Origin of the sequence: Gordonia jacobaea, assembly GCF_001186365.1 — a bacterium.
GTDB lineage: Bacteria > Actinomycetota > Actinomycetes > Mycobacteriales > Mycobacteriaceae > Gordonia > Gordonia jacobaea.
On record NZ_LDTZ01000017.1, the window covers coordinates 394,779 to 413,758 of the forward strand.

At 65.1% G+C, this 18,980-nt stretch carries 19 protein-coding genes and 1 pseudogene; 14 read left to right on the forward strand and 6 right to left on the reverse strand.

The features are described 5' to 3' along the window. The first annotated feature begins 8 nt into the window (after positions 1-8). The 5 genes from ABW18_RS13015 to ABW18_RS13035 all read left to right on the forward strand — a co-directional run bounded on the left by ABW18_RS13015 (position 9) and on the right by ABW18_RS13035 (position 3,237). The gene (locus ABW18_RS13015) at positions 9-425 is read left to right on the forward strand and encodes a CoA-binding protein (protein ID WP_049699482.1); all 417 of its coding nucleotides are present in this window, start codon (positions 9-11) and stop codon (positions 423-425) included. Beyond that, positions 422-1,165: a hypothetical protein gene (locus tag ABW18_RS13020; RefSeq protein WP_049699365.1), complete on the forward strand. Its 744-nt coding sequence runs from the start codon at positions 422-424 to the stop codon at positions 1,163-1,165. Before ABW18_RS13015 ends, ABW18_RS13020 begins: the two co-directional genes overlap by 4 nt. An 81-nt stretch (positions 1,166-1,246) precedes the next feature. After that, positions 1,247-1,699: a MarR family winged helix-turn-helix transcriptional regulator gene (locus ABW18_RS13025; protein ID WP_049699483.1), complete on the forward strand. Its 453-nt coding sequence runs from the start codon at positions 1,247-1,249 to the stop codon at positions 1,697-1,699. 33 nt (positions 1,700-1,732) lie between these two features. After that, positions 1,733-2,698 carry an isopenicillin N synthase family dioxygenase gene (locus ABW18_RS13030; protein ID WP_049699366.1) on the forward strand — a complete coding sequence of 322 codons (966 nt, stop codon included), beginning with the start codon at positions 1,733-1,735 and terminating at the stop codon, positions 2,696-2,698. Positions 2,699-2,748: 50 nt separating this feature from the next. Further along, entirely contained in the window at positions 2,749-3,237 is a 489-nt protein-coding gene (locus tag ABW18_RS13035; protein WP_049699367.1) for a hypothetical protein, read from the forward strand. Here ABW18_RS13035 and ABW18_RS13040 read toward each other — a convergent pair. Both ABW18_RS13040 and ABW18_RS13045 read right to left on the reverse strand, forming a co-directional pair. Next, entirely contained in the window at positions 3,234-3,758 is a 525-nt protein-coding gene (locus tag ABW18_RS13040; RefSeq protein WP_049699368.1) for a DUF1697 domain-containing protein, read from the reverse strand. The two genes, ABW18_RS13035 and ABW18_RS13040, sit on opposite strands and share 4 nt — an antisense overlap. A 1,564-nt stretch (positions 3,759-5,322) precedes the next feature. Then, the gene (locus ABW18_RS13045) at positions 5,323-6,456 is read right to left on the reverse strand and encodes a citrate/2-methylcitrate synthase (RefSeq protein ID WP_049699484.1); all 1,134 of its coding nucleotides are present in this window, start codon (positions 6,454-6,456) and stop codon (positions 5,323-5,325) included. Between the two features lie 54 nt (positions 6,457-6,510). Here ABW18_RS13045 and ABW18_RS13050 point away from each other — a divergent pair, with 54 nt between their 5' ends. Then, complete coding sequence (locus ABW18_RS13050) at positions 6,511-7,740, forward strand: citrate synthase (protein WP_049699369.1); 1,230 nt, start codon at positions 6,511-6,513, stop codon at positions 7,738-7,740. A 102-nt stretch (positions 7,741-7,842) separates the two neighbouring features. On the opposite strand, the gene ABW18_RS13055 is transcribed toward ABW18_RS13050, so the two are convergent. Further along, entirely contained in the window at positions 7,843-8,619 is a 777-nt protein-coding gene (locus ABW18_RS13055; protein WP_049699370.1) for a methyltransferase domain-containing protein, read from the reverse strand. A 69-nt stretch (positions 8,620-8,688) separates the two neighbouring features. On the opposite strand from ABW18_RS13055, the gene rnhA reads away from it, so the two are divergent. The 6 genes and pseudogenes from rnhA (at position 8,689) to ABW18_RS13085 (ending at position 12,942) form a co-directional block, all read left to right on the forward strand. Beyond that, entirely contained in the window at positions 8,689-9,177 is a 489-nt protein-coding gene (gene rnhA / locus ABW18_RS13060; RefSeq protein WP_049699485.1) for a ribonuclease HI, read from the forward strand. Then, the gene (locus ABW18_RS13065) at positions 9,177-10,112 is read left to right on the forward strand and encodes a D-isomer specific 2-hydroxyacid dehydrogenase family protein (protein WP_049699371.1); all 936 of its coding nucleotides are present in this window, start codon (positions 9,177-9,179) and stop codon (positions 10,110-10,112) included. Before rnhA ends, ABW18_RS13065 begins: the two co-directional genes overlap by 1 nt. Continuing rightward, positions 10,105-10,589 (forward strand): annotated as a pseudogene (locus tag ABW18_RS13070) (gluconokinase). The gene ABW18_RS13065 and the pseudogene ABW18_RS13070 overlap by 8 nt, the downstream one beginning before the upstream one ends. Positions 10,590-10,618: 29 nt before the next feature. After that, on the forward strand, positions 10,619-11,086 hold the full coding sequence (locus tag ABW18_RS13075; RefSeq protein ID WP_049699372.1) for a MerR family transcriptional regulator: 468 nt from the start codon (positions 10,619-10,621) through the stop codon (positions 11,084-11,086). Next, the gene (locus ABW18_RS13080) at positions 11,083-12,084 is read left to right on the forward strand and encodes an aldo/keto reductase (RefSeq protein ID WP_049699373.1); all 1,002 of its coding nucleotides are present in this window, start codon (positions 11,083-11,085) and stop codon (positions 12,082-12,084) included. The genes ABW18_RS13075 and ABW18_RS13080 overlap by 4 nt, the downstream gene beginning before the upstream one ends. A 66-nt stretch (positions 12,085-12,150) precedes the next feature. Beyond that, a complete protein-coding gene (locus ABW18_RS13085; protein ID WP_049699374.1) occupies positions 12,151-12,942 on the forward strand; it encodes an SDR family oxidoreductase in 792 nt (263 codons plus the stop codon). 12 nt (positions 12,943-12,954) lie between these two features. On the opposite strand, the gene ABW18_RS13090 is transcribed toward ABW18_RS13085, so the two are convergent. Beyond that, complete coding sequence (locus tag ABW18_RS13090; RefSeq protein ID WP_049699375.1) at positions 12,955-13,527, reverse strand: YdeI/OmpD-associated family protein; 573 nt, start codon at positions 13,525-13,527, stop codon at positions 12,955-12,957. 44 nt (positions 13,528-13,571) lie between these two features. Between ABW18_RS13090 and ABW18_RS13095 the strand changes: the two genes are divergently transcribed. Together ABW18_RS13095 and ABW18_RS13100 are read left to right on the forward strand one after the other, a co-directional pair. After that, positions 13,572-14,240, forward strand: a complete 669-nt coding sequence (locus ABW18_RS13095) for a hypothetical protein (RefSeq protein ID WP_049699376.1) — start codon at positions 13,572-13,574, stop codon at positions 14,238-14,240. A 67-nt stretch (positions 14,241-14,307) separates the two neighbouring features. After that, positions 14,308-15,321, forward strand: coding sequence for a type IV toxin-antitoxin system AbiEi family antitoxin domain-containing protein (locus ABW18_RS13100; RefSeq protein ID WP_049699377.1), 1,014 nt, complete (start codon positions 14,308-14,310; stop codon positions 15,319-15,321). Here the strand turns inward: ABW18_RS13100 and ABW18_RS13105 are convergent. Together ABW18_RS13105 and ABW18_RS13110 are read right to left on the reverse strand one after the other, a co-directional pair. Beyond that, positions 15,237-17,192 (reverse strand): ABC transporter ATP-binding protein, encoded by a 1,956-nt coding sequence (locus tag ABW18_RS13105; protein ID WP_049699378.1) that lies wholly within the window; start codon positions 17,190-17,192, stop codon positions 15,237-15,239. The genes ABW18_RS13100 and ABW18_RS13105 overlap by 85 nt on opposite strands. Then, positions 17,189-18,922 (reverse strand): ABC transporter ATP-binding protein, encoded by a 1,734-nt coding sequence (locus ABW18_RS13110; RefSeq protein ID WP_049699379.1) that lies wholly within the window; start codon positions 18,920-18,922, stop codon positions 17,189-17,191. The genes ABW18_RS13105 and ABW18_RS13110 overlap by 4 nt, the downstream gene beginning before the upstream one ends. Between the last annotated feature and the right edge of the window lie 58 nt (positions 18,923-18,980).

The window sequence follows — 18,980 nt, forward strand, 5'->3', positions numbered from 1 at the left end:
TGGGCACCATGAGCACCGATGATGTCGCCGAACAGATCCTGCGCACCTTCGACACGATCACGGTCGTCGGGGCCAGCGCCAACCCCGCCAAGCCGTCGAACGGGGTTCCCGCGCTGATGAAGTCGCTGGGCTGGCGCATCATTCCGGTCAATCCCACTGCCGAGACGATTGTCGGGGAGGCCGTCTACCCGGCCCTCGCCGACGTTCCGGAGCAGGTCGATTTCGTCGACGTCTTCCGCCCGTCGGCCGACTGCCCGCAGATCGCTCGTGAAGCCGTCGCCGCGGGCGCCAAGGCGCTCTGGTTGCAGTTGGGGATCACGTCGCCGGAGGCGCGCGCGATCGCCGAGGAGGCAGGCCTGCTGTACGTCGAGGATCGCTGCCTCAAGATCGAGCAGCAGCGCACCGGGATCACGCCGAAGCGATGAACCACGGTCCGGCGGGACTACCACTGGCGCTGCTGTTCGTGGCGTTCCTGCTGACGTTCGTCATCACCCGCGTCATCACCCGCCTGATCCGCGCAGGCAAGGGGCCGTTCCGCAACAACGTCTCCGGTGGCGTGCACATCCATCACGCGGTACCCGGGATCATCCTGTTGATCATCGGCGCCATCACGTCCGTGGCGGCTGACGGCACTGCGCCCGCCGGCGAGATCGCGGCAGTGCTGATCGGCATCGGGGCGTCGCTGGTGCTCGACGAGTTCGCGATGATCCTCCACATGCAGGACGTGTACTGGTCGCGGGAGGGCCAGCTCTCGGTGCAGGTCGTTGCCCTCACCGTGGCGGCACTCGGGCTACTGCTGCTCGGTCTCAATCCCGTCACCACCGACGACGACGAGTCGGCACGGTTCGGCGCAGGCCACGTGGTGATTCTCGTGGTCCTCGTCGTGCACATCGGTGTGCTGCTCGTCTGCGTGGCCAAGGGCAAGTATTCGACGGCCGTCATCGGGGCGTACCTCCCGCCGGTCGCGTGGATCGGCGCAGTTCGGTTGGCGCGCCCGGGTTCTCGTTGGGCACGCAAGCACTATTCGAAGGCCAAACAGGACCGTGCCACGTATCGCGCGGAGCATTTCGACGCGCAATTCGGTTCCTATGGACTGAAGCTTGCCGACCTCGTCGCGGGTAGGCCTTCGCAGCCCGACCCCGAAGCACCGAGCACTGCCGCCTGAGCAGCTCGCCAATCGATAGCGAACGATTGAATATGACACACTGAATAGGTGAGTTCGCAGGACACGGCCGATCCGCACGACATGGACACCAACCCGCTACTCCTGGAGCGGCAGGTCTGTTTCGCGTTGGCCGTGGCGAATCGTTCGGTACTGCGCATCTATCGCCGATTGCTCGATCCGCTCGGCCTGACGCATCCGCAGTATCTGGTCATGCTCGCGCTCTGGGAGTCGGAACCGAGGGCGGTCAAAGACATCGGTGCGGTGCTGCAACTCGACTCCGCGACCCTTTCTCCGCTGCTCAAGCGACTCGAACAACAGCAACTCATCGTGCGCAGGCGTCGCGGCGACGACGAACGCAACGTCGACGTCGAGCTCACGTCGTCGGGTCGTGCACTGCGTGAGCAGGCGTTGTCGATTCCGGGGGCCGTCGTCGATGCACTGGGCGTCGAGCTGTCTGATCTCGAAGAGTTGCACCGAGCCCTGACGCGCGTCAACACTGCCGCGGTTGCGGCGGCGAAGGCGCCGAGCGCGTAGGGACCCGTTTTAGCTCGGGTAGATAATGGACTGATGGGTCTACCGATCATCGACCTCTCGACGGCCGCCTCCGATCCCGCGGGGTTCGAATCCGCGCTCCTCGACGCGACGCACCGAGTCGGCTTCTTCTACCTCGTCGGACACGGCGTCCCGCAACAGCAGATCGACGAGATCCTGGCGCTGGCCAGGCGTTTCTTCGCGCTTCCCGCTGATGCCAAGGACGAGATCAGCCAGCTCGAGAGTCCGCATTTCCGTGGTTACTCGCGCCTCGGTGGCGAACTGACCAACTCGGAGGTCGACTGGCGCGAGCAGATCGATATCGGACCCGAGCGCGACGTGATCGAGGACGCCCAGGGGTATTGGAATCTGCAGGGGCCGAACCTGTGGCCGTCCGCCCTTCCGGAGCTGCGTCCGGCGTTCGAGAAGTGGGACGCCGCGCTGTCGGGGGTCGGGTTGGAGCTGTTGCGTCACTGGGCGCACGCACTCACCGGCGATGCGACCGTCTTCGACGACGCCTTCGCGACGGCACCGGCCACTCTGATCAAGGTGGTGCGCTATCCGGGCACCACGCAGACATCGCAAGGCGTTGGCGCACACAAGGATTCGGGTGTGCTCACGCTGCTGCTCGTCGAACCGGATTCAACCGGCCTACAGGTGGAGGCGGGTGCCGACGAGTGGATCGACGCACCGCCGCTCAAGGGTGCGTTCATCGTGAACATCGGAGAACTGCTCGAGGTCGCGACGGGCGGCTTCCTGCGGGCGACGCGGCACCGGGTACTCGCTCCGGCGCCGGGAACCGACCGAATCTCGATTCCCTACTTCCTCAACCCGGCGCTCGACGCCCGGGTCCCGACGCTCGCCCTACCGCCCGACCTCGCACAACTCTCGCGCGGCGTCGAAGAGGATCCGGCCAACCCGCTCTACTCGACGTACGGGGAGAACGCGTGGAAGTCGAGGACACGCGCGCATCCCGACGTCGCGGCGCGGCACCACGGCTAAGGTCGGACTATGTCCGTGTCGGGTGAGATGTCGGTGCAGGGAGTCCAGTCATGAGCGCGGTCGCGTGGATAGTCATCATCGTGACCATTGCGGTCGCGTTGATCATTCTGGCAGGAGCGGCGTGGTTCGCCGTCGATTCCGACAAGCGGGTTCGACGCTTCGCGCGCTCCAACGACCTCATCCCCGGCCAGCCGAGCCGCGCCCCCGACGACTGGACGACGTCGACGTCACGGGAGGCGCGGATGCACCGTCGAATCCGCTATGCCATCGCCGACGTCCACCAGAACCCGTGGATCGCCAACGACGCCGGCCTGGTGGCCGAGCGCGATCGTCTGGACGCGGCAGTGTTCGACTTGGACGACAAGCTCATTCACGTCTCGACCCTCCCCGAGGAGGAGCGGGACTCGGAACTCGAAGCGATCGACGCCGCCATCGTCGAACTCGAGGAACTACCGAAGAAGCTGTGGGAGACGCCCGCGGAGCAGCAGCGCAGCGATATCGACGCCGCGATCAGCACGATCGGGCGGGCCTGCCACTAGGCGGTCAGCTCGATCAGCTTGCGGACGGTCCGTAGGTTGCGCCCTGTGCCCTGCACGCCGAGTCCCCGTGCGATCACGGGTGCCGTCAGCTTCGAGGTGCCTGCGCCCTCCGCGTAGCGGATGTGGAGGTCGGAGCCGATGACCTGGGAGAGATCGTTGCCGAAGACCTTGTCCGAAAACGCTTTCAGTCGATCCTCCGGTGGCGTATCCACCAAAAAGTAGACGTACGAGAACTTCTCGTCGACGACATCGAACGGGTGGGTGTCGAGAGCGGTCACGAGTTCGTCGCGCGAACGGCTGATCACTTCGCGGAAGAATCCGTAGCGCTGCTCGATTGCCGCCTCGAGTGCTCTGTCGAAATGGTTCGGCGCCGCCGGTGGCGTGCAGATCAGGTTGCCGGAAGCGATGTACGTCGAGATGTCGGTTGCTCCGAGATCGCCTGCGATGCTGCGCAATTCCTTCATCGGAACCTTCGCACCACCGACGTTGATCGCTCTGATCAGTACTGCTCGACGTGGCATGTTTACAGTGTCTCACCGACTTTGGCGCTCTGTAAGCGTCGTTGGTCCCCAGAACGTCAACTCACCGTCAGGCTCGTGGGTCAGCCCACCGTCGAGCGGGCCCCACGTACCGTGCAGCGGGCAGCAGGTCTGGTGGCCCCGATCACAACGCCGGCGCCGGTGACCCGGTGAACATTGACCTCGACGCCCCCTCAGCGGGAGCGGTCGTCAGAGAGGCGCGGAATCTCGTTGGAGTCGGTATTGAGGCGCTGCAGTAAGTACCGGACAAAGCTACGAAGGTCGCATCGGCGTTGCATGCGTTGCGTACTTCCTTGGCATCGTCAACAAGAGTTTGATGTTTCGGGATGACCGGCATCGGTCACTCTTCTGAGATATCGACGTATCGTCCTAGTGATGCATTTCCGCGGTCTCTTAGCGGTACCGAGAGTCGTTGGTCTGAACGGGGGAATCTGCGGCCCGGAGCTGGTTATGGCCAGACGTTGGAAGTAGCGTTTGTTGCGGCAAAGGCTATGAACTTGAAAGGCATCTCATGAACCGCTCGGCTCGACTAACCGCGATCGCAGTGGTAGCCGCGAGCATTGCGTCTGCGTATGTAGTTTCCACCCCAGTCGCCTCGGCTGACAAGGTCACCACCCCGAACTATCGAGCGGTTGAGGGCGTTGTCGGATTCGGTTCGCAGAGTGGCGGTCTGTTGACTGCTTCTGCTTCGGGCCTGCGGACAAGGTTCGAGCTCACTCCTGGGCGGGTCGTGATCCGCGAGTGCTACTTCACAGGCCAGTCCGCGAACGCGGACGGCGGTAAAGGCTACTCTTTCCTCAGCGGTTGGGTACCCGTGAAGGAGGACGGTACCTGGTCGACAAGGGCGTGGGGGCCGAATCAAACGACACCGATCGCGAATGGCGACTACCAAGTTTCAGTCATCTGTAACGGCTTGCCGGGCGAAAACGGATGGGGTGCTCTAACCGATCCGCCTAAGATTGGGATTAGCATCGATGGCTCCGGCCCTGTGCGTAGTCAGCCCAATAATCCCAAGAGAGACTGGATTGCCGACTCGGTCAACTTCGCGATTTGTCTGGGTGGATTCGGCGCGCTACTCGCGGTTCCAATAATCATTGCTCTTCGACTAGGTGGTGTCGCGGCAGTAAAGGGCTTGATTAAACCACTCGTTACATTCTCGCCTGGCATTCTTCTTCCCGCAGGGTCGTACGTATGGGCGCTAACGGAGACACTTAAGAAGTGTTCGTCGTCTGTGTTGCATATTGACGATATTGGAATATGACGTATGGTCAATTGATATTTCCGTTGCTGCCGGTGGTGTTGCTTCGCGCGCCGAGCTGGACGTTGTTGCGTCCAGGATTGCCGGAGAGTGGACGTGGGACACTGCAAGCAAAATGGGAGCGCACCGCCTAGCTGGGTCGTGGGGATGTGGTGTTGCTCGTCGAGGGTGCGGTCGGCGAGGAGGCGTATCGGTGAACGTCCTTGAATAGGGGTCGTCTCGCAACCGTGGTGGTGGTGGTGTGACTGGCAGGCACCAGGCGCTTCGACGCGCCGTCGGGCTCGTAGGTCACCCCACCATCGGAGCGGGCCCCACGTACCGCGCGGCGGGTCGAATGATCTTGCGGCTGTTGGCTTGTTCGAGGATGTTGGCCGACCAGCCGACCGTGCGGCTCACCGCAAAGGTCGGCGTGAACATCGATCGCGGAATGCCGCAGGCGTCCATCACCACCCCGGCGTAGAACTCGACGTTGGCGTAGCGCGGGTGGTCGGGGTGGGCTTGCGCGAGTGCCTGGACGATGGCCTGCTCGGCGGCGATCGCGGCGTCGACCGTCGGTCCGCCTAGACCTTGCGCGACCTCGCGCAACAGCACCGATCGGGGGTCCTCGGTGCGGTAGACGGCGTGCCCGAAACCCATGATTCGACGACGCTGCGCCACCTGCTCGCGCGCCCACGTCAGGGCGTCGCCGTGTGCGACGATCTCGTCGAGGGAGTCGAGCGCGCGATCCGGGGCGCCTCCGTGCAGCGGACCCGAGAATGCGCCGAGCGCGCCGCACAGAGCTGCGTGGACGTCGGCCCCCGTTGACGCGATGACACGCGCGGTGAAGGTCGAGGCGTTGAATCCGTGATCCATGGTCAGGATGAGGTACTGCTCGACGGCGCGGGCGTGCTCCCGTGATGGCTCGGTGCCGGTGATCAGGTAGAGCCAGTTGGCCGCGACGCCCAGGTCATCTCGGGGCGTGAGCGGCTCCTGACCTGTGCGAATGCGGTGCAGCGCTGCGAGGATCGTCGGCGTGAGCGCGGTTGCCCGCAGTGCGTCGAAGTGCCGCGTCTGTGCGTCGGAATCCCAGAGGGGCCGGACGCCGAAGGTGGGCCCGAGTGCCGACATCACCGTGCGCAGGCCGGTCAGGAGTTCACGCTCGCCACCGAGCATCGCCGACGTCGCGAGGATGCCGGAGATCTCGTCGGGGAGTGTCCGCAACGCTCTGGTCGCTGAGACGAAGGAGTCGAGTCCGGCTTCGTCGGGTAGGTGTCCGTGCACGAACAGGAACCACACCTCGTCGAAGGTCTTGGTGCGTGCGAGGTCGACGGCCGAGAACTCTCGGTAATGGTAGAAGCCCTCGTCGCCACGGACGTCACCGATTTCGGTGTCGGCGACAACGACATTCGCGAGGCCCGCGGGCGCGATCAGCACATCAGTCATGGGTGCAACGATCACCCCTTGGTGCATCGTCGTCAATGTTGATTCAATCAATATGTGCAACGCATTCATCGACGCCGCTGGCCAACACCGGTGCACCATGACGGGCGCGACTACCTGACCACAGAACAGGTCGCAAAGGCGTTGGGCGTCAAGGCATCAACGGTTTACGCCTACGTCAGTCGCGGGCGGTTGCAGAGTCAGCGGATCGACGGTGTGTCGGGGAGCGTGTTTCCGGTAGACGAGGTCGAGAAGCTGTTGACCGCAGGCCGACCACGGCCACCGGCAGGCGTCGTCGAACGTATTCGGACGCAACTGACCTATCTGCACGACGACCGGCTGTACTACCGGGGACACGCCGTCGGCGACCTCGCGCGGGACATGTCATTCGAGGAGGTAGCGGCACTGCTGTGGGAGCAACCGTGGCCGACTATCCCGCCGGGTGCGGTCGGCGATGTGCCGGGTCGGGTCGACGCCGCGCTCGGGCCGGCTGCGCGAGGTCTTGATCGGATACGACTGATCGTCGACCTTCTCGGAGCCGACGATGCGCGCAGGCATCAACTCGATCCCGCAGCCGTGACCGTCAAGGCGGCGACGATTCTGGAGACGATCGTCGGCGTTGACGTTGTGGACGGTTCCGACGTCGAGGGTCGTGGGTTCGCGGAGCGGCTCTGGCCCCTTCTGACAGACGACCCCTCGACGCCGGAGCGGGTGCGGATACTCAACGCGGCACTTGTGCTGCTCGCCGATCACGACCTGTCCGCCGGAACGATCGCAGCCCGTGTCGCGGCGAGCGCGCGGGGAAGTGTGTACGCCGTGGTCAGCGCGGGTCTTGGTGCATTCGACGGCCCGATGCACGGCGGCGCAACGACTTTCGCGTACCGATTTCTCGCAGAGACGCTCGACGATCCGGAATCGGTTGTCGGTGAACGCCTGCGCCTGGGCGAGCGGATTCCGGGTACTGGGCATGTGGTTTATCGGCACAGTGATCCGCGCGCGGAGACGTTGACGGAGTTACTGCGGGACGCAGGCGACGGGGACCCGCGCGTGTCGAGCGCGATGTCGAGTGTGACCAGGGCGCTCGGGTCGTCGACGTTCGTCAACTCCGATTTCGCGTTGGCCGCGCTCGCGCTGAGCTATCGGATGCGCCCCGATGCCGCGGAGACGATCTTCGCCGTTGCTCGGATCGTCGGGTGGACCGCGCACGCGCTCGAGGAGTACGGCGAGAAGCGGCTGCGGTTCCGGCCCGAGGGGGTGTACACGGGCGTGCGGCCGGTGGGGGTGTGATCTCGACAGGCTCGATCAGCGGGGCGGGGCTCGATCAGCGGGGCGGGGCTCGATCAGCGGGGCGGGGCTCGATCAGCGGAGGAGGCTCGTTCGGTGGGGTGATCAGCGGGGCAGGTAGGCCACGGCGAAGGTGCGGCGGTAGGGGAGCACCGTGCCCCAGTCGCGGGCGGGGTAGGCCGCGCGGAGTCGGTGCTTGAGTTGTTCGCTGAACTCGTCACGCAGTTCGTCGGGAAGCGCTTCGAGGAAGGGGCGCGCACCGGTGCCGGAGATCCAGTCGAAGACCGGGTCGTCGCCCTTGTCCTTGAGTATGTGCAGATACGTCGACTCCCACGCGTTGACCTCGTAGCCGCGCTCGGCGAAGAAGTTCAGGTAAAAATCGGGCTCGAGCCAGGGGAGTCTGCGGACGTCGCCGAGGTACTGCGCGTACGGCTCCTCTTCGGCGAGCTCGTTGAGGCTGCGATAGGTGGCGGCACCGGTGTTGTTGGGAACCTGGATTGCGAAGGCGCCACCGTCGTTGAGGTGGGGCAGTAGCCGCTCGATTGCGACTTCCTGATCGGGGACCCACTGGAACACCGCGTTCGACAAGAACAGGTCGACGGGTTCGGGAGGTGTCCACTCGGTGAGGTCGGCGACGTCGTAGTTGGCCAGCCCGTCCATGTTCTCGCGGATGGCCTCGGCGATCATCTCTGTCGAGGCGTCGATTCCGAGGACCAGGGCTTCGGGCCAGCGTTCGCGTAGGTGCTTGGTGTGCTGCCCAGGCCCGCATCCGAGGTCGACGATGGTCGACGGATTGGTCGGCACCTCGGCGATCAGATCGAGGAAGGGGCGGGCACGAGCGTCGGAGAATTGTAGGTATCGACTCGGATCCCAGACCGGCATGCAACCAACTCTATGCAATTCACAGCGATCATGGCAGTGGGTAACCTGGGAGGAGTGTCAGAGACTCTCGTGAACGATGGTGACAACGCACTGGTGACGGCCGCATCGGCTGCCGCGGACGTCGTCGAAATTTCTACCGATGGCGCCTGCCTGGGGAATCCCGGGCCGGGCGGATGGGGTGCGGTTCTGCGATACCGCGGTCATGAGAAGGAAATCTCCGGCGCTGAACCCGATACCACCAACAACAAGATGGAATTGACGGCAGCGATCGAGGGACTCGCGGCACTGACCAAGCCGTCGAAGGTGATCCTCTACACCGACTCGAGTTACGTGCGAAACGGCATCACCAAGTGGGTGAGTGGCTGGCAGCGCAACGGCTGGAAAACAGCAGACAAGAAGCCCGTGAAGAATGCGGACCTGTGGCGCCGCCTCATCGAGGAGGAGAAGGTGCACGAGGTGACCTGGAAATGGGTGAAAGGTCATGCGGGAGACCACTACAACGAGATCGCCGACACGCTCGCAACATCAGCCGCAAAGAAACTCGCTGGGCGTGAGTGATGAGTTCGGCCGCCTCGCATACTGATTCGACGATCTCGGTCGCCGTCCTCCCCGAGCGCGATCAATACATCACCGCGGCCCTCGACGACGCCGACGCGACGCAGACCGACCTCGACGCCGCCCGGGTCCTGATCTGGTTGGGAGGCGCGGCGGGATTCCCCGATCTCCCCGACACCGTCGAATGGGTGGCGCTGAAGACGGCGGGGATCGAAGAGTTCGTCGCCGCGGGTGTTCTCGACGACAAGCGCGTGTGGACGAATGCGTCCGGCTTCTATGCAGAGAATGTCGCCGAGCACGCACTCGCGCTCTTGCTGGCCGGTCTTCGGCAGATCAACACGTCGGTGCGGTGGGGCTGGGACAAAGACCATATTGACCCCGCGGTGCGCACACTGCGCGGGGCGACCGTGGCGATCATCGGTGCGGGCGGCATCGCGAGATCGCTGATCCCACGTCTGAAGGCCTGTGGCGCTTCGGTTCTCGCGGTCAATCATTCGGGACGCGAGGTCGACGGCGCCGAGCGCACGTTGCCGTCGTCGCGGATGGACGAGGTGTGGTCGTCGTGCGATCACGTGGTCCTGGCCGCCCCGTCGACTCCCGAAACCCATCACCTGATCAACGGAAAGGTGTTGGCGCAGTTGCCTTCCCATGCGTGGGTGGTCAACATCGCACGCGGACCTCTCGTCGACCAACAGGCGCTGTACTGGGCGCTCAAGGGGCATGAGATCGCGGGCGCTGCACTCGACGTGACCGATCCCGAACCGCCCGCGCGAAACGATCCGCTGTGGTCGCTATCGAACGTGATCATCACACCGCACATCGCCAACCCATCGTCGGGTCTCACCCGCGAGCTCGCGCCGTGGATCGCGGAGAACATCCGTCGGTTCCGCGCAGGAGACGATCTCGTGTCGACCGTGGCGGCTGGTCGCGATTACTGAGTCCCCCATCGTCGTCTGTGGTGTGTCGGGGTGCGGGAAGAGCACTGTCGGTCTGGCGCTCGCTTCGCGTCTGGCGGTGCCGTGCCGTTTGTCGATGCCGACGATCTGCACCCCGCCGCCAACATCGCGAAGATGGCTGCGGGACATCCACTCACCGACGCCGATCGGCTGCCCTGGCTCGATGTGGTCGGTACCTGGCTCTCCGAGCACGACGACGGCGTGGCCGCCTGTTCGGCGTTGCGTCGCGCCTATCGGGATCGACTGCGCGGCAAGGCTCCCGGGGTGTTCTTCGTGATGCTCGCCCTCGACCATGACGCCGCACTGGCACGCGTGCGCGGGCGGCGTGATCACTTCATGCCTGCCGCGCTCGTCGACTCGCAGTTCGCCGCACTCGAACCACTCGGACCCGACGAGCGGGGAATGACCGTCGACGCCACGCTGCCGCTCGACGTGATCATCGATCAGGTCTTGCGTTAGAGCGCGCTCAAAGGCCTAGCGTTGTTGTCATGAGCACAGATCACCTCATGAGCAGGGCGTTGGCCACGTTGAACGAACTCGACGGTCCGCTGTCGGTCGAGGTCATCCACCGCCTGGTCGAAGCCGACGAGATCGACGAGCCGCTGACCATTGCCCAGACGGCGGAGATGCTCGACGTCTCGGCGCACACACTGCGGTACTACGAGCGGATCGGACTTGTCTCCGTGCCCCGCGATGCGTCGGGAAACCGGCGCTACGACGCCGACGCCGTGCGGAGACTGGTCTTCCTGACACGAATGAGGCTGTCGGGCATGGCCATTCGTGACCTCCAGCACTACGTCGAACTGGTCGACGAGGGCGAAGACACCGTCCCGGAGCGGCTCGAGATGTTGCTGGAGCACCGCGACACGATTCGACGGCAGATCTCAGAACTCACGCTCTCGTTGGCAGCAACCGAATACAAGATCGCCACCTACGGCGGAAGGACACAGCCATGACCGCATCAACAGACCCGACAACCGCGAACCGCAGGCGCATCGGCTCCCTCGAGGTCTCACCGCTCGGATTGGGTTGTATGGGAATGAGTTTCGCGTACGGCGAGGCCGACCAGGACGAAGCGAGGTCGACGCTGCATCACGCTCTCGACGTCGGGGTCAACCTGCTCGACACCGCAGACGTATACGGTGCGGGAGCCAACGAAGAACTTCTCGCGGCAGTTCTGGCCGACCGCAGAGACGACGTGGTGCTCGCGACCAAGTTCGGCATTGTGCTCGATCCCGAAACCGGTTATCCCAACGGCGAAGTCGACGGTTCGCCGGAGTATGTGCGGTCGGCGGTCGACGCCTCGCTGCGACGTCTCGGCGTCGACACCATCGACCTCTACTACCTGCATCGTGTCGACCCGAAGCTGCCTATCGAGGAGACTGTCGGGGCGATGGCAGAGTTGGTGACCGCGGGCAAGGTGCGCGAGCTCGGCATCAGCGAGGCCAACGCCGACACCCTGCGCCGCGCAGCAGCTGTGCATCCCATCGCCGCGCTGCAATCGGAGTGGTCGCTGTTCAGCCGCGACGTCGAATCGTCGGATGTTGTCGCCGCACGCGAACTCGGCGTCACGATGGTGCCCTACAGTCCGCTCGGCCGTGGCATGTTGACGGGATCTGCTGCGGCAGTGCAGGTTTCCGACGACGACTTCCGTTCTACACTCCCGCGGTGGCAGGCCGAGAACCTCGACCACAACCTGGCCCTGGTCGATGAGATCCGCACCGTGGCAACCGAGGTCGACGCCACGCCGGGTCAGGTCGCGTTGGCGTGGCTGCTGGCTCAGGGTGCCGACGTCGTGCCGATCCCCGGCACCAAGCGCACTCGCTACCTCGACGAGAACCTCGGCGCGCTGTCGGTGGAATTGAGTTCAGATCAGCTCGAGCGATTGTCGACGCTGCGCCCCGCGGGCGACCGCTACCCCGACATGGACTGGGTGGCGGGCAGGTCGTCGTAGTCCGCGCAGCACTCCTGTGTGTGAAAATCTAGAACGTGTTGCAGTTCTGTGGCATTGTCGGGAGTCGTGATCCTGGACAGATTCCGACTCGACGACACCGTCGCGGTCATCACGGGCGCGGGGCGCGGACTCGGAGCGGCGATCGCTGTCGCTTACGCCGAGGCGGGCGCCGACGCGGTGATCTCAGCGCGCAGCGAAAGTGAACTGGAGAAGGTGGCCGCCGAGGTCGCCGACCGGGGCAGGCGTGCGCGCGTCGTCGTCGCCGACCTCTCCGATCCCGACGCTGCGGCAGCCCTCGCGCAGACCGCCGTCGACGCGTTCGGACGGCTCGACACCGTCGTGAACAACGTCGGCGGCGCGATGCCACGTCCGCTGCTCGACACCTCGCCGAAGAATCTGAGCGACGCCTTCGGTTTCAACGTCGCGAATGCTCATGCGCTGGTAACGGCCGCGGTTCCGCTGGTGTTGGAGACGGCCGGCTCGGGCTCGATCATCAACATCACTTCTGCGATGGGGCGGCTACCCGGCCGTGCATACGCGGCGTACGGGACGGCCAAGGCCGCGCTCGCGCACTACACGCGGCTCGCGGCGATGGATCTCAACCCGCGTATCCGGGTCAACGCCATCGCGCCTGGGGCGATCCTGACGTCGGCCCTCGATATCGTGGCGGCCGACGACACGATGCGGACGGCAATCGAGAACTCGACTCCGATGCACCGTCTCGGCGAGCCCGAGGACATCGCTGCTGCGGCCGTCTACCTCGCGTCGCCCGCCGGTGCCTACGTGACCGGAAAGGTGCTTGAGGTCGACGGCGGTATCATCGCTCCGAACCTCGATCTCCCGATCCCCGATATGTAGGACGGGTTCTCCTTACGACGGCCGTTCGTTGCGGGACGCGCGCTCGACGATGGTCGCGATGCGCGTGGACTTGGTCTCGGGTTTGCGGGCCATCGCGATCTGGGTGAGCGCGAGCTTCCGCGCACTCGGCGGAAACGCGTCCCAGTGCTCGCGCGCCTGCGGCGTCGCGTCGAGTGCCGCGGTCAGCTCGGGGTGCTCAACACCCGCCTCTGCGTCGTCGAGGAGATTCCAGAGACCGCGCGCCTTGGCGTCGTCGATCACGGCCTGGCCGGCCGGTTGCATGCGGCCGGCGGCGAGGAGTTCGGTGACGCGCTTCTTGTTTGACGCCGACCACGCGCTGGTGCGGCCGCGGCGAGTGAACCACATTCCGCGACGCTGCTCGTCGAGTGTGCGGGTGTGTCCGTCGATCCACCCCCAGCACAGCGCCTCGCGGACGGTTTCGTCGTAGTCGAGGGCGACGCGGCCGGAGTCCTTGCGCCAGAACACCAACCAGATTCCCGACGACGAATCGTGGTTGTCTGCGAGCCAGTTCCGCCAGTCGTCGATGGTGTCGAAGACGTGCGTAGGGGCGTCCGCTTTGGCCATGTCGACACAGTAGTCGCGGCCGCTGACGTGGGTACTGTTGTCTCATGGATCAGTTCTTGCACTTCATGGGCAATAACTGGTGGCTGATTTTCCCGATTGGCGGAGTTATCGGCGGTTGGGCCGGGTCGGTCGCCCGCTACAACGAGAAGCGTCGACGCGACAAGATCGAACTCGCCCGGGTCAAGGCGAGCGCGCAGACCGAGCAACTACGACTCACCCAGGCCGACAAGTCAGCCATCACCAAGGTGCTCGAGAAGCACGACGCGATAGATCAGCGATGGTTCGATTTTGAACTCGACCTGGCGACACTGATCGAGTTCCCCATGATGACCGACATGCGCGAGCCGCTGACGCTCGCATTTCATCGCGCGAAGATCCGGGCCGACGATCTGCGCCCGACGTCGGCCGACCAGAAGCTCGACCCGCTCGAGTTCGAGCGCTACCGCGACGCCGTCGGCGACTACGCAGCGGCGTTCGACGCGGCCGAACGCGAGGCGCGGCGTCGCAAACAGTCCGACTTCTCGCCCATCGAGCGCGAGTCGCTCGACCGCGCGCGCAAGCTGATCTCCGTCGCCGCAGACGCCGCCGCCACACCCGCGGAACGCCAGGCCGCCTACCGCAAGGCCCGCCAGGAGCTCGACGGACTCATCGACGTCCCGGACGTCGCCGCCGCCCAGATCGAGCAGCGAATCGCGGGCGAGCTGGAGCGCTGAGCGGGGCGAGCTGTGCGCAAGTCGGAATCGGGTGGATCCAGATCGACGTTCTCGACGTCGGATATACATGGACACTTTCCCGGTCAACGAACACGGATTGATACTGCGACGCACGGCGCTCGACGCGGGCGCCTCCGATCGGCAACTCACGCGCGCCGTCGACGCGGGCACCCTGGTGCGGGTGTGGCCCGGCGCCTACGTGCTGCCCGACAAGAGCCGCACGCCGGAGGTCAAGCATCGGCTGAAGGCGGTCGCGGCAACGCTGCTGTCCGAATCCGACGTACCGCTGAGTCATCAGTCGGCGGGCGTGCTCCACGGGATGTCGCTGCTGTTCCCCGACCTTTCGCGGGTCCACCTGACGACAGGGCACAAGACCGGCGGACGCATCGAAACCCAGCGGCATCTGCACTCCGGTCGTCTGGGGCCCGACGACGTCACGGTGATCGACGGCATCACGGTGACGTCACTGGAGGTCACCGCCGTCGACATCGCGTGCAGCGGCAACTTCTTCCAGGCACTCGCCGTCTTCGACTCCGCGCTGCGACTCGGTGCCGATCGCGAGAAGATGTCGGCGCTACTCGACTCTCGACGCCGCGGTGTCGCCGTCGCACGAAGGGCGCTTGCGTTCGCGAGCCCACTGGCCGACAACGCGGGCGAGTCGTGGGGCAGAGGTCAGATGATCGTCGCCGAACTGCCGGTCCCACGACTGCAGCGAGAATACTTCGACGCCGACGGCCAATTCGTCGCCAAGGTCGACTACGACTGGGAGGGCAAGCTCGTCGGCGAGTTCGACGGTATGCGCAAGTACACCAAGGACCTGGGCGACGACGAGACCGCGCTCGACGTGATGAAGCGCGAGAAGGCGCGCGAGGACGGCGTCAGGCGCCTCGGACCGATGGTGATCCGATGGGTCTGGGCCGATCTGCGACAGAACCGCATGGTGCCGATGGTCCGAGAGTGGCTGGAGCGCTTGGAGATTGGCGGAATGGGTAGTGCTCAAGCCTCCGAGTCGACGGCCCCGGCGAACTGGCTGCGGTACAGCCGGCAGTACGCGCCCTGTGCGGCGAGGAGTTCGTCGTGATTGCCCTGCTCGACGATGTGCCCGTCCTCCATCACCACGATGACGTCGGCGTCGCGGATGGTCGAAAGGCGGTGCGCGATAACGAAACTTGTGCGGTCGGTGCGCAGCGCTGCCATCGCCTTCTGGATGAGCAGCTCGGTGCGGGTGTCGACGGAGCTGGTGGCCTCGTCGAGAATCAGGATGGTCGGGCGGGCGAGGAAGGCGCGCGCGATCGTGATGAGTTGTCGCTCACCGGCACTCACGCCGCCGCCCTCGTCGTCGAGCATCGTCTCGTAGCCGTCGGGCAGGATGCGGACGAAGTGGTCGACGTGGCTCATGCGCGCGGCCTCGAGGACCTCCTCGCGCGACGCGGTGGGGTCGCCGTAGGCGATGTTGTCGTAGATGGTTCCGCCGAACAACCACGAATCCTGCAGCACCATTCCGGTGCGTTCGCGTAGGTCGTCGCGGGTCATCTCACGGGATTCGACGCCGTCGACGGTGATGGTTCCGGAGTCGACGTCGTAGAAGCGCATGATGAGGTTGACCAGGGTGGTCTTGCCCGCGCCGGTCGGTCCGACGATGGCGACCATGTGGCCGGGACGCGCGACGAGTGAGAGGTCGTCGATGAGCGGCTTGTCGGCGACGTAGCGGAACGAGACGTCGTCGAATTCGATGAGGCCACGGTCGTGCTCTGGCGTTCTCGGGTTCTTCGGGTCGGGGGTCTGCTCGTCGGCGTCGAGGATGTCGAAGATGCGCTCGGCAGACGCCACTCCGCTCTGCAGCAGGTTGACCATCGACCCGATCTGGGTGAGCGGCTGCGTGAACTGACGCGAGTACTGGATGAACGCCTGCACCTCGCCGAGGCTCAACGCGCCCGACGCCACGCGCAGTCCGCCGACGACGGCGACCGCCACGTAGTTGAGGTTGCCGAGGAACATGATCGTCGGCATGACGGTGCTCGAGATGAATTGTGCACGCCAACTCGACTGGTAGAGCTTCTCGTTGCGCTCGTCGAATTCGGATTCGACGTCGGCCTGACGATTGAACGCGGTCACCAGTTCGTGCCCGGTGAACGCCTCTTCGACCTGGGCGTTGAGCTTGCCGGTCGACGACCACTGCGCGAGGAAGTGCGGCTTGGAGCGCTTGGCGATCAGCGCGGTCGCACCCGCGGCGAGCGGCACGGTGACGAGCGCGATGAGCGCCAGCAGTGGCGAGATCCAGAGCATCATCACCAGGATCGCGATCACCATCAGGATGGAGTTCAGCAACTGGGAGATGGTCTGCTGCAACGTCTGTGACAGATTGTCGAGGTCGTTGGTGACGCGACTGAGCAGATCGCCGCGTGCGGTGGTGTCGTAATAGCTCAGCGGGAGGCGGTGGATCTTGGACTCGACCTCTGCGCGCAGATGCTTGACGGTACCGACGACGACGATGTTGAGCAGATACGCGCCGAGCCACGACAACAGCGACGAGCCGATGTAGAGCGCCAGCACGATCAGCAACACGCGGCCGACGTCGCCGAAGTCGATGCCCACGCCCGGGGTGACGTTCATCGAGTTCACCATGTCGGCGAGGGTGCCGTTGCCGCGCTCGCGCAGCCCTTCGACGGCCTGCGCCTTGGTCGTCCCCGCGGGGAGCATCTTGCCGACGACGCCGTCGAAGATGATGTTGGTGGCGTCGCCGAGCACTCGCGGTGCGAACGCCGTGAGGATCACCGATCCGATGATCGACAACACGACGACGCTCATCGACGTCCGGTAGGAGAACAGCAATCCGATGAGCCGCTTGATCGACGGACCGAACGATCGCGCCTTCGCCACCACAGGTCCCGCAGCCATCGGGCCGCGGCCGGGCCCCGGGGATGCGGGGGCGCCGCCGCCTGCGCGGGTCATGCCGACTCTCCGATCGCGAGCTGCGACTCCGCGATCTCGCGGTACGTCTCGGAGGTCGCGAGAAGCTCGTCGTGTGTGCCGATCCCGACGATCCGACCGCGATCGAGCACGACGATCTGCTCGGCGTCGACGATGGTCGAGATGCGCTGGGCGACGATGATGACGGCGGACTCCGACGTCGCGGGTGCGAGTGCGGCGCGGAGGCGGGCGTCCGTGGCGACGTCGAGGGCCGAGAACGCGTCGTCGAAGAGGTAGACCGACGGTTTGCGCACCAACGCGCGGGCTATTGCGAGGCGCTGACGTTGACCACCCGACACCGTGGTGCCGCCCTGGGAGATCGGGGTGTCGAGGCCGTCGGGCATGCGCTCGACGAAGTCGGCGGCCTGCGCGATGCGCAACGCCTCCCAGATCTCGTCGTCGGTGGCGTCGGGTTTGCCGTTGCGAATGTTCGACGCGACGGTGCCCGAGAAAAGGTACGGGCGCTGCGGGACGAGGCCGATGGCGTCGCGCAGGGTGTTGGGGTCGAGGCGTCGGACATCGGTGTCGCCGACACGAACCTCACCGGCGGTGACGTCGATGAGTCGGGGCACCAGACCGACGAGTGTGGTCTTGCCGGAGCCGGTCGAGCCGACGATGGCGGTCGTGGTGCCGGGTTCGACGCGAAAGCTGATGTCGGACAACACGGGATCGTCGGCGCCCGGATAGCGGAACTGAGCCCCGCGGAACTCGACGGTCGACGGTTGCGCTGCGAACGGCACCGGATCCTGCGGTGCGCCAACGGAGGTCTCGGTGTCGAGGACCTCGCAGATGCGCTCGGCGCAGACCGTCGCGCGCGGCGCCATCATTGCGAGGAACGACGCCATCATCACCGACATCAGGATCTGCATGACGTAGGTGATCATCGCGGTCAGGGCACCGATCTCGATGCTGCCGTCGGACACCAGGTGGCCACCGAACCAGATGATCGCGACGATCGTGACGTTCGTGATCAGCATGACGGCGGGGAACATCAACGCCTGCATGCGGCCGACGCGCAGTGTCGCCTGGGCGAGGCTGTCGTTCGCGGTGGCGAAGCGGTCGATCTCGTAGCGTTCGCGCACAAACGCGCGGACCACTCGGATGCCCGTGATCTGTTCACGCAGAACACGATTGACCGCGTCGATACGCTCCTGCATCGCGCGGAAGCCGGGGATCATACGCGCGATGATGACCCCCATCGCGACCGCAAGGACGGGTACGGCGACGACGAGCACCCACGACAACTGCGACCCCACCTTGATGCCCATGATGATGCCGCCGATGCACATGATGGGCGCCATCACCAGGATGGTGGTGCTCATGACGATCAACAACTGCACCTGCTGGACGTCGTTGGTGGTGCGGGTGATCAACGACGGCGCACCGAACGTTCCCATTTCCCTGGCGGAGTAGGTGTTGATCCGGTGCAGTAGGTCGTGCCGGATGTCGCGTCCGGTCGCGAGCGCTGCCCGCGAGCCGAAGTACTGGGCGATGATGGTGCACACGATCTGGGCGATCGTGATGACGAGCATGACCGCACCGATGCGCAGGATGTACGACGTATCGCCCTTCGCGACGCCGTTGTCGATGATGTCGGCATTCAGCGTCGGCAGGTACAACATGGCCACCGTCGCGACGAGCTGCAGTATCACGACGGCGAGCATGTGCCAGGGATACCGCGAGAGGTATGTCCTGATCAGGCGGGTCAGCATGTGGCGCTCACTCACACGACGCTAGCAAGGTGTGCCGACACGGTGCGAGGGAAATACC

Bases quoted from the DNA above. Each gene is read 5' to 3' on its own strand.
- ABW18_RS13015 (WP_049699482.1), top strand. From the start codon at position 9: ATGAGCACCGATGATGTCGCCGAACAGATCCTGCGCACCTTCGACACG.
- ABW18_RS13020 (WP_049699365.1), top strand. From the start codon at position 422: ATGAACCACGGTCCGGCGGGACTACCACTGGCGCTGCTGTTCGTGGCG.
- ABW18_RS13025 (WP_049699483.1), top strand. From the start codon at position 1,247: ATGGACACCAACCCGCTACTCCTGGAGCGGCAGGTCTGTTTCGCGTTG.
- ABW18_RS13030 (WP_049699366.1), top strand. From the start codon at position 1,733: ATGGGTCTACCGATCATCGACCTCTCGACGGCCGCCTCCGATCCCGCG.
- ABW18_RS13035 (WP_049699367.1), top strand. From the start codon at position 2,749: ATGAGCGCGGTCGCGTGGATAGTCATCATCGTGACCATTGCGGTCGCG.
- ABW18_RS13040 (WP_049699368.1), bottom strand. From the start codon at position 3,758: ATGCCACGTCGAGCAGTACTGATCAGAGCGATCAACGTCGGTGGTGCG.
- ABW18_RS13045 (WP_049699484.1), bottom strand. From the start codon at position 6,456: ATGACTGATGTGCTGATCGCGCCCGCGGGCCTCGCGAATGTCGTTGTC.
- ABW18_RS13055 (WP_049699370.1), bottom strand. From the start codon at position 8,619: ATGCCGGTCTGGGATCCGAGTCGATACCTACAATTCTCCGACGCTCGT.
- ABW18_RS13065 (WP_049699371.1), top strand. From the start codon at position 9,177: ATGAGTTCGGCCGCCTCGCATACTGATTCGACGATCTCGGTCGCCGTC.
- ABW18_RS13075 (WP_049699372.1), top strand. From the start codon at position 10,619: ATGAGCACAGATCACCTCATGAGCAGGGCGTTGGCCACGTTGAACGAA.
- ABW18_RS13080 (WP_049699373.1), top strand. From the start codon at position 11,083: ATGACCGCATCAACAGACCCGACAACCGCGAACCGCAGGCGCATCGGC.
- ABW18_RS13090 (WP_049699375.1), bottom strand. From the start codon at position 13,527: ATGGCCAAAGCGGACGCCCCTACGCACGTCTTCGACACCATCGACGAC.
- ABW18_RS13095 (WP_049699376.1), top strand. From the start codon at position 13,572: ATGGATCAGTTCTTGCACTTCATGGGCAATAACTGGTGGCTGATTTTC.
- ABW18_RS13100 (WP_049699377.1), top strand. From the start codon at position 14,308: ATGGACACTTTCCCGGTCAACGAACACGGATTGATACTGCGACGCACG.
- ABW18_RS13105 (WP_049699378.1), bottom strand. From the start codon at position 17,192: ATGACCCGCGCAGGCGGCGGCGCCCCCGCATCCCCGGGGCCCGGCCGC.
- ABW18_RS13110 (WP_049699379.1), bottom strand. From the start codon at position 18,922: ATGCTGACCCGCCTGATCAGGACATACCTCTCGCGGTATCCCTGGCAC.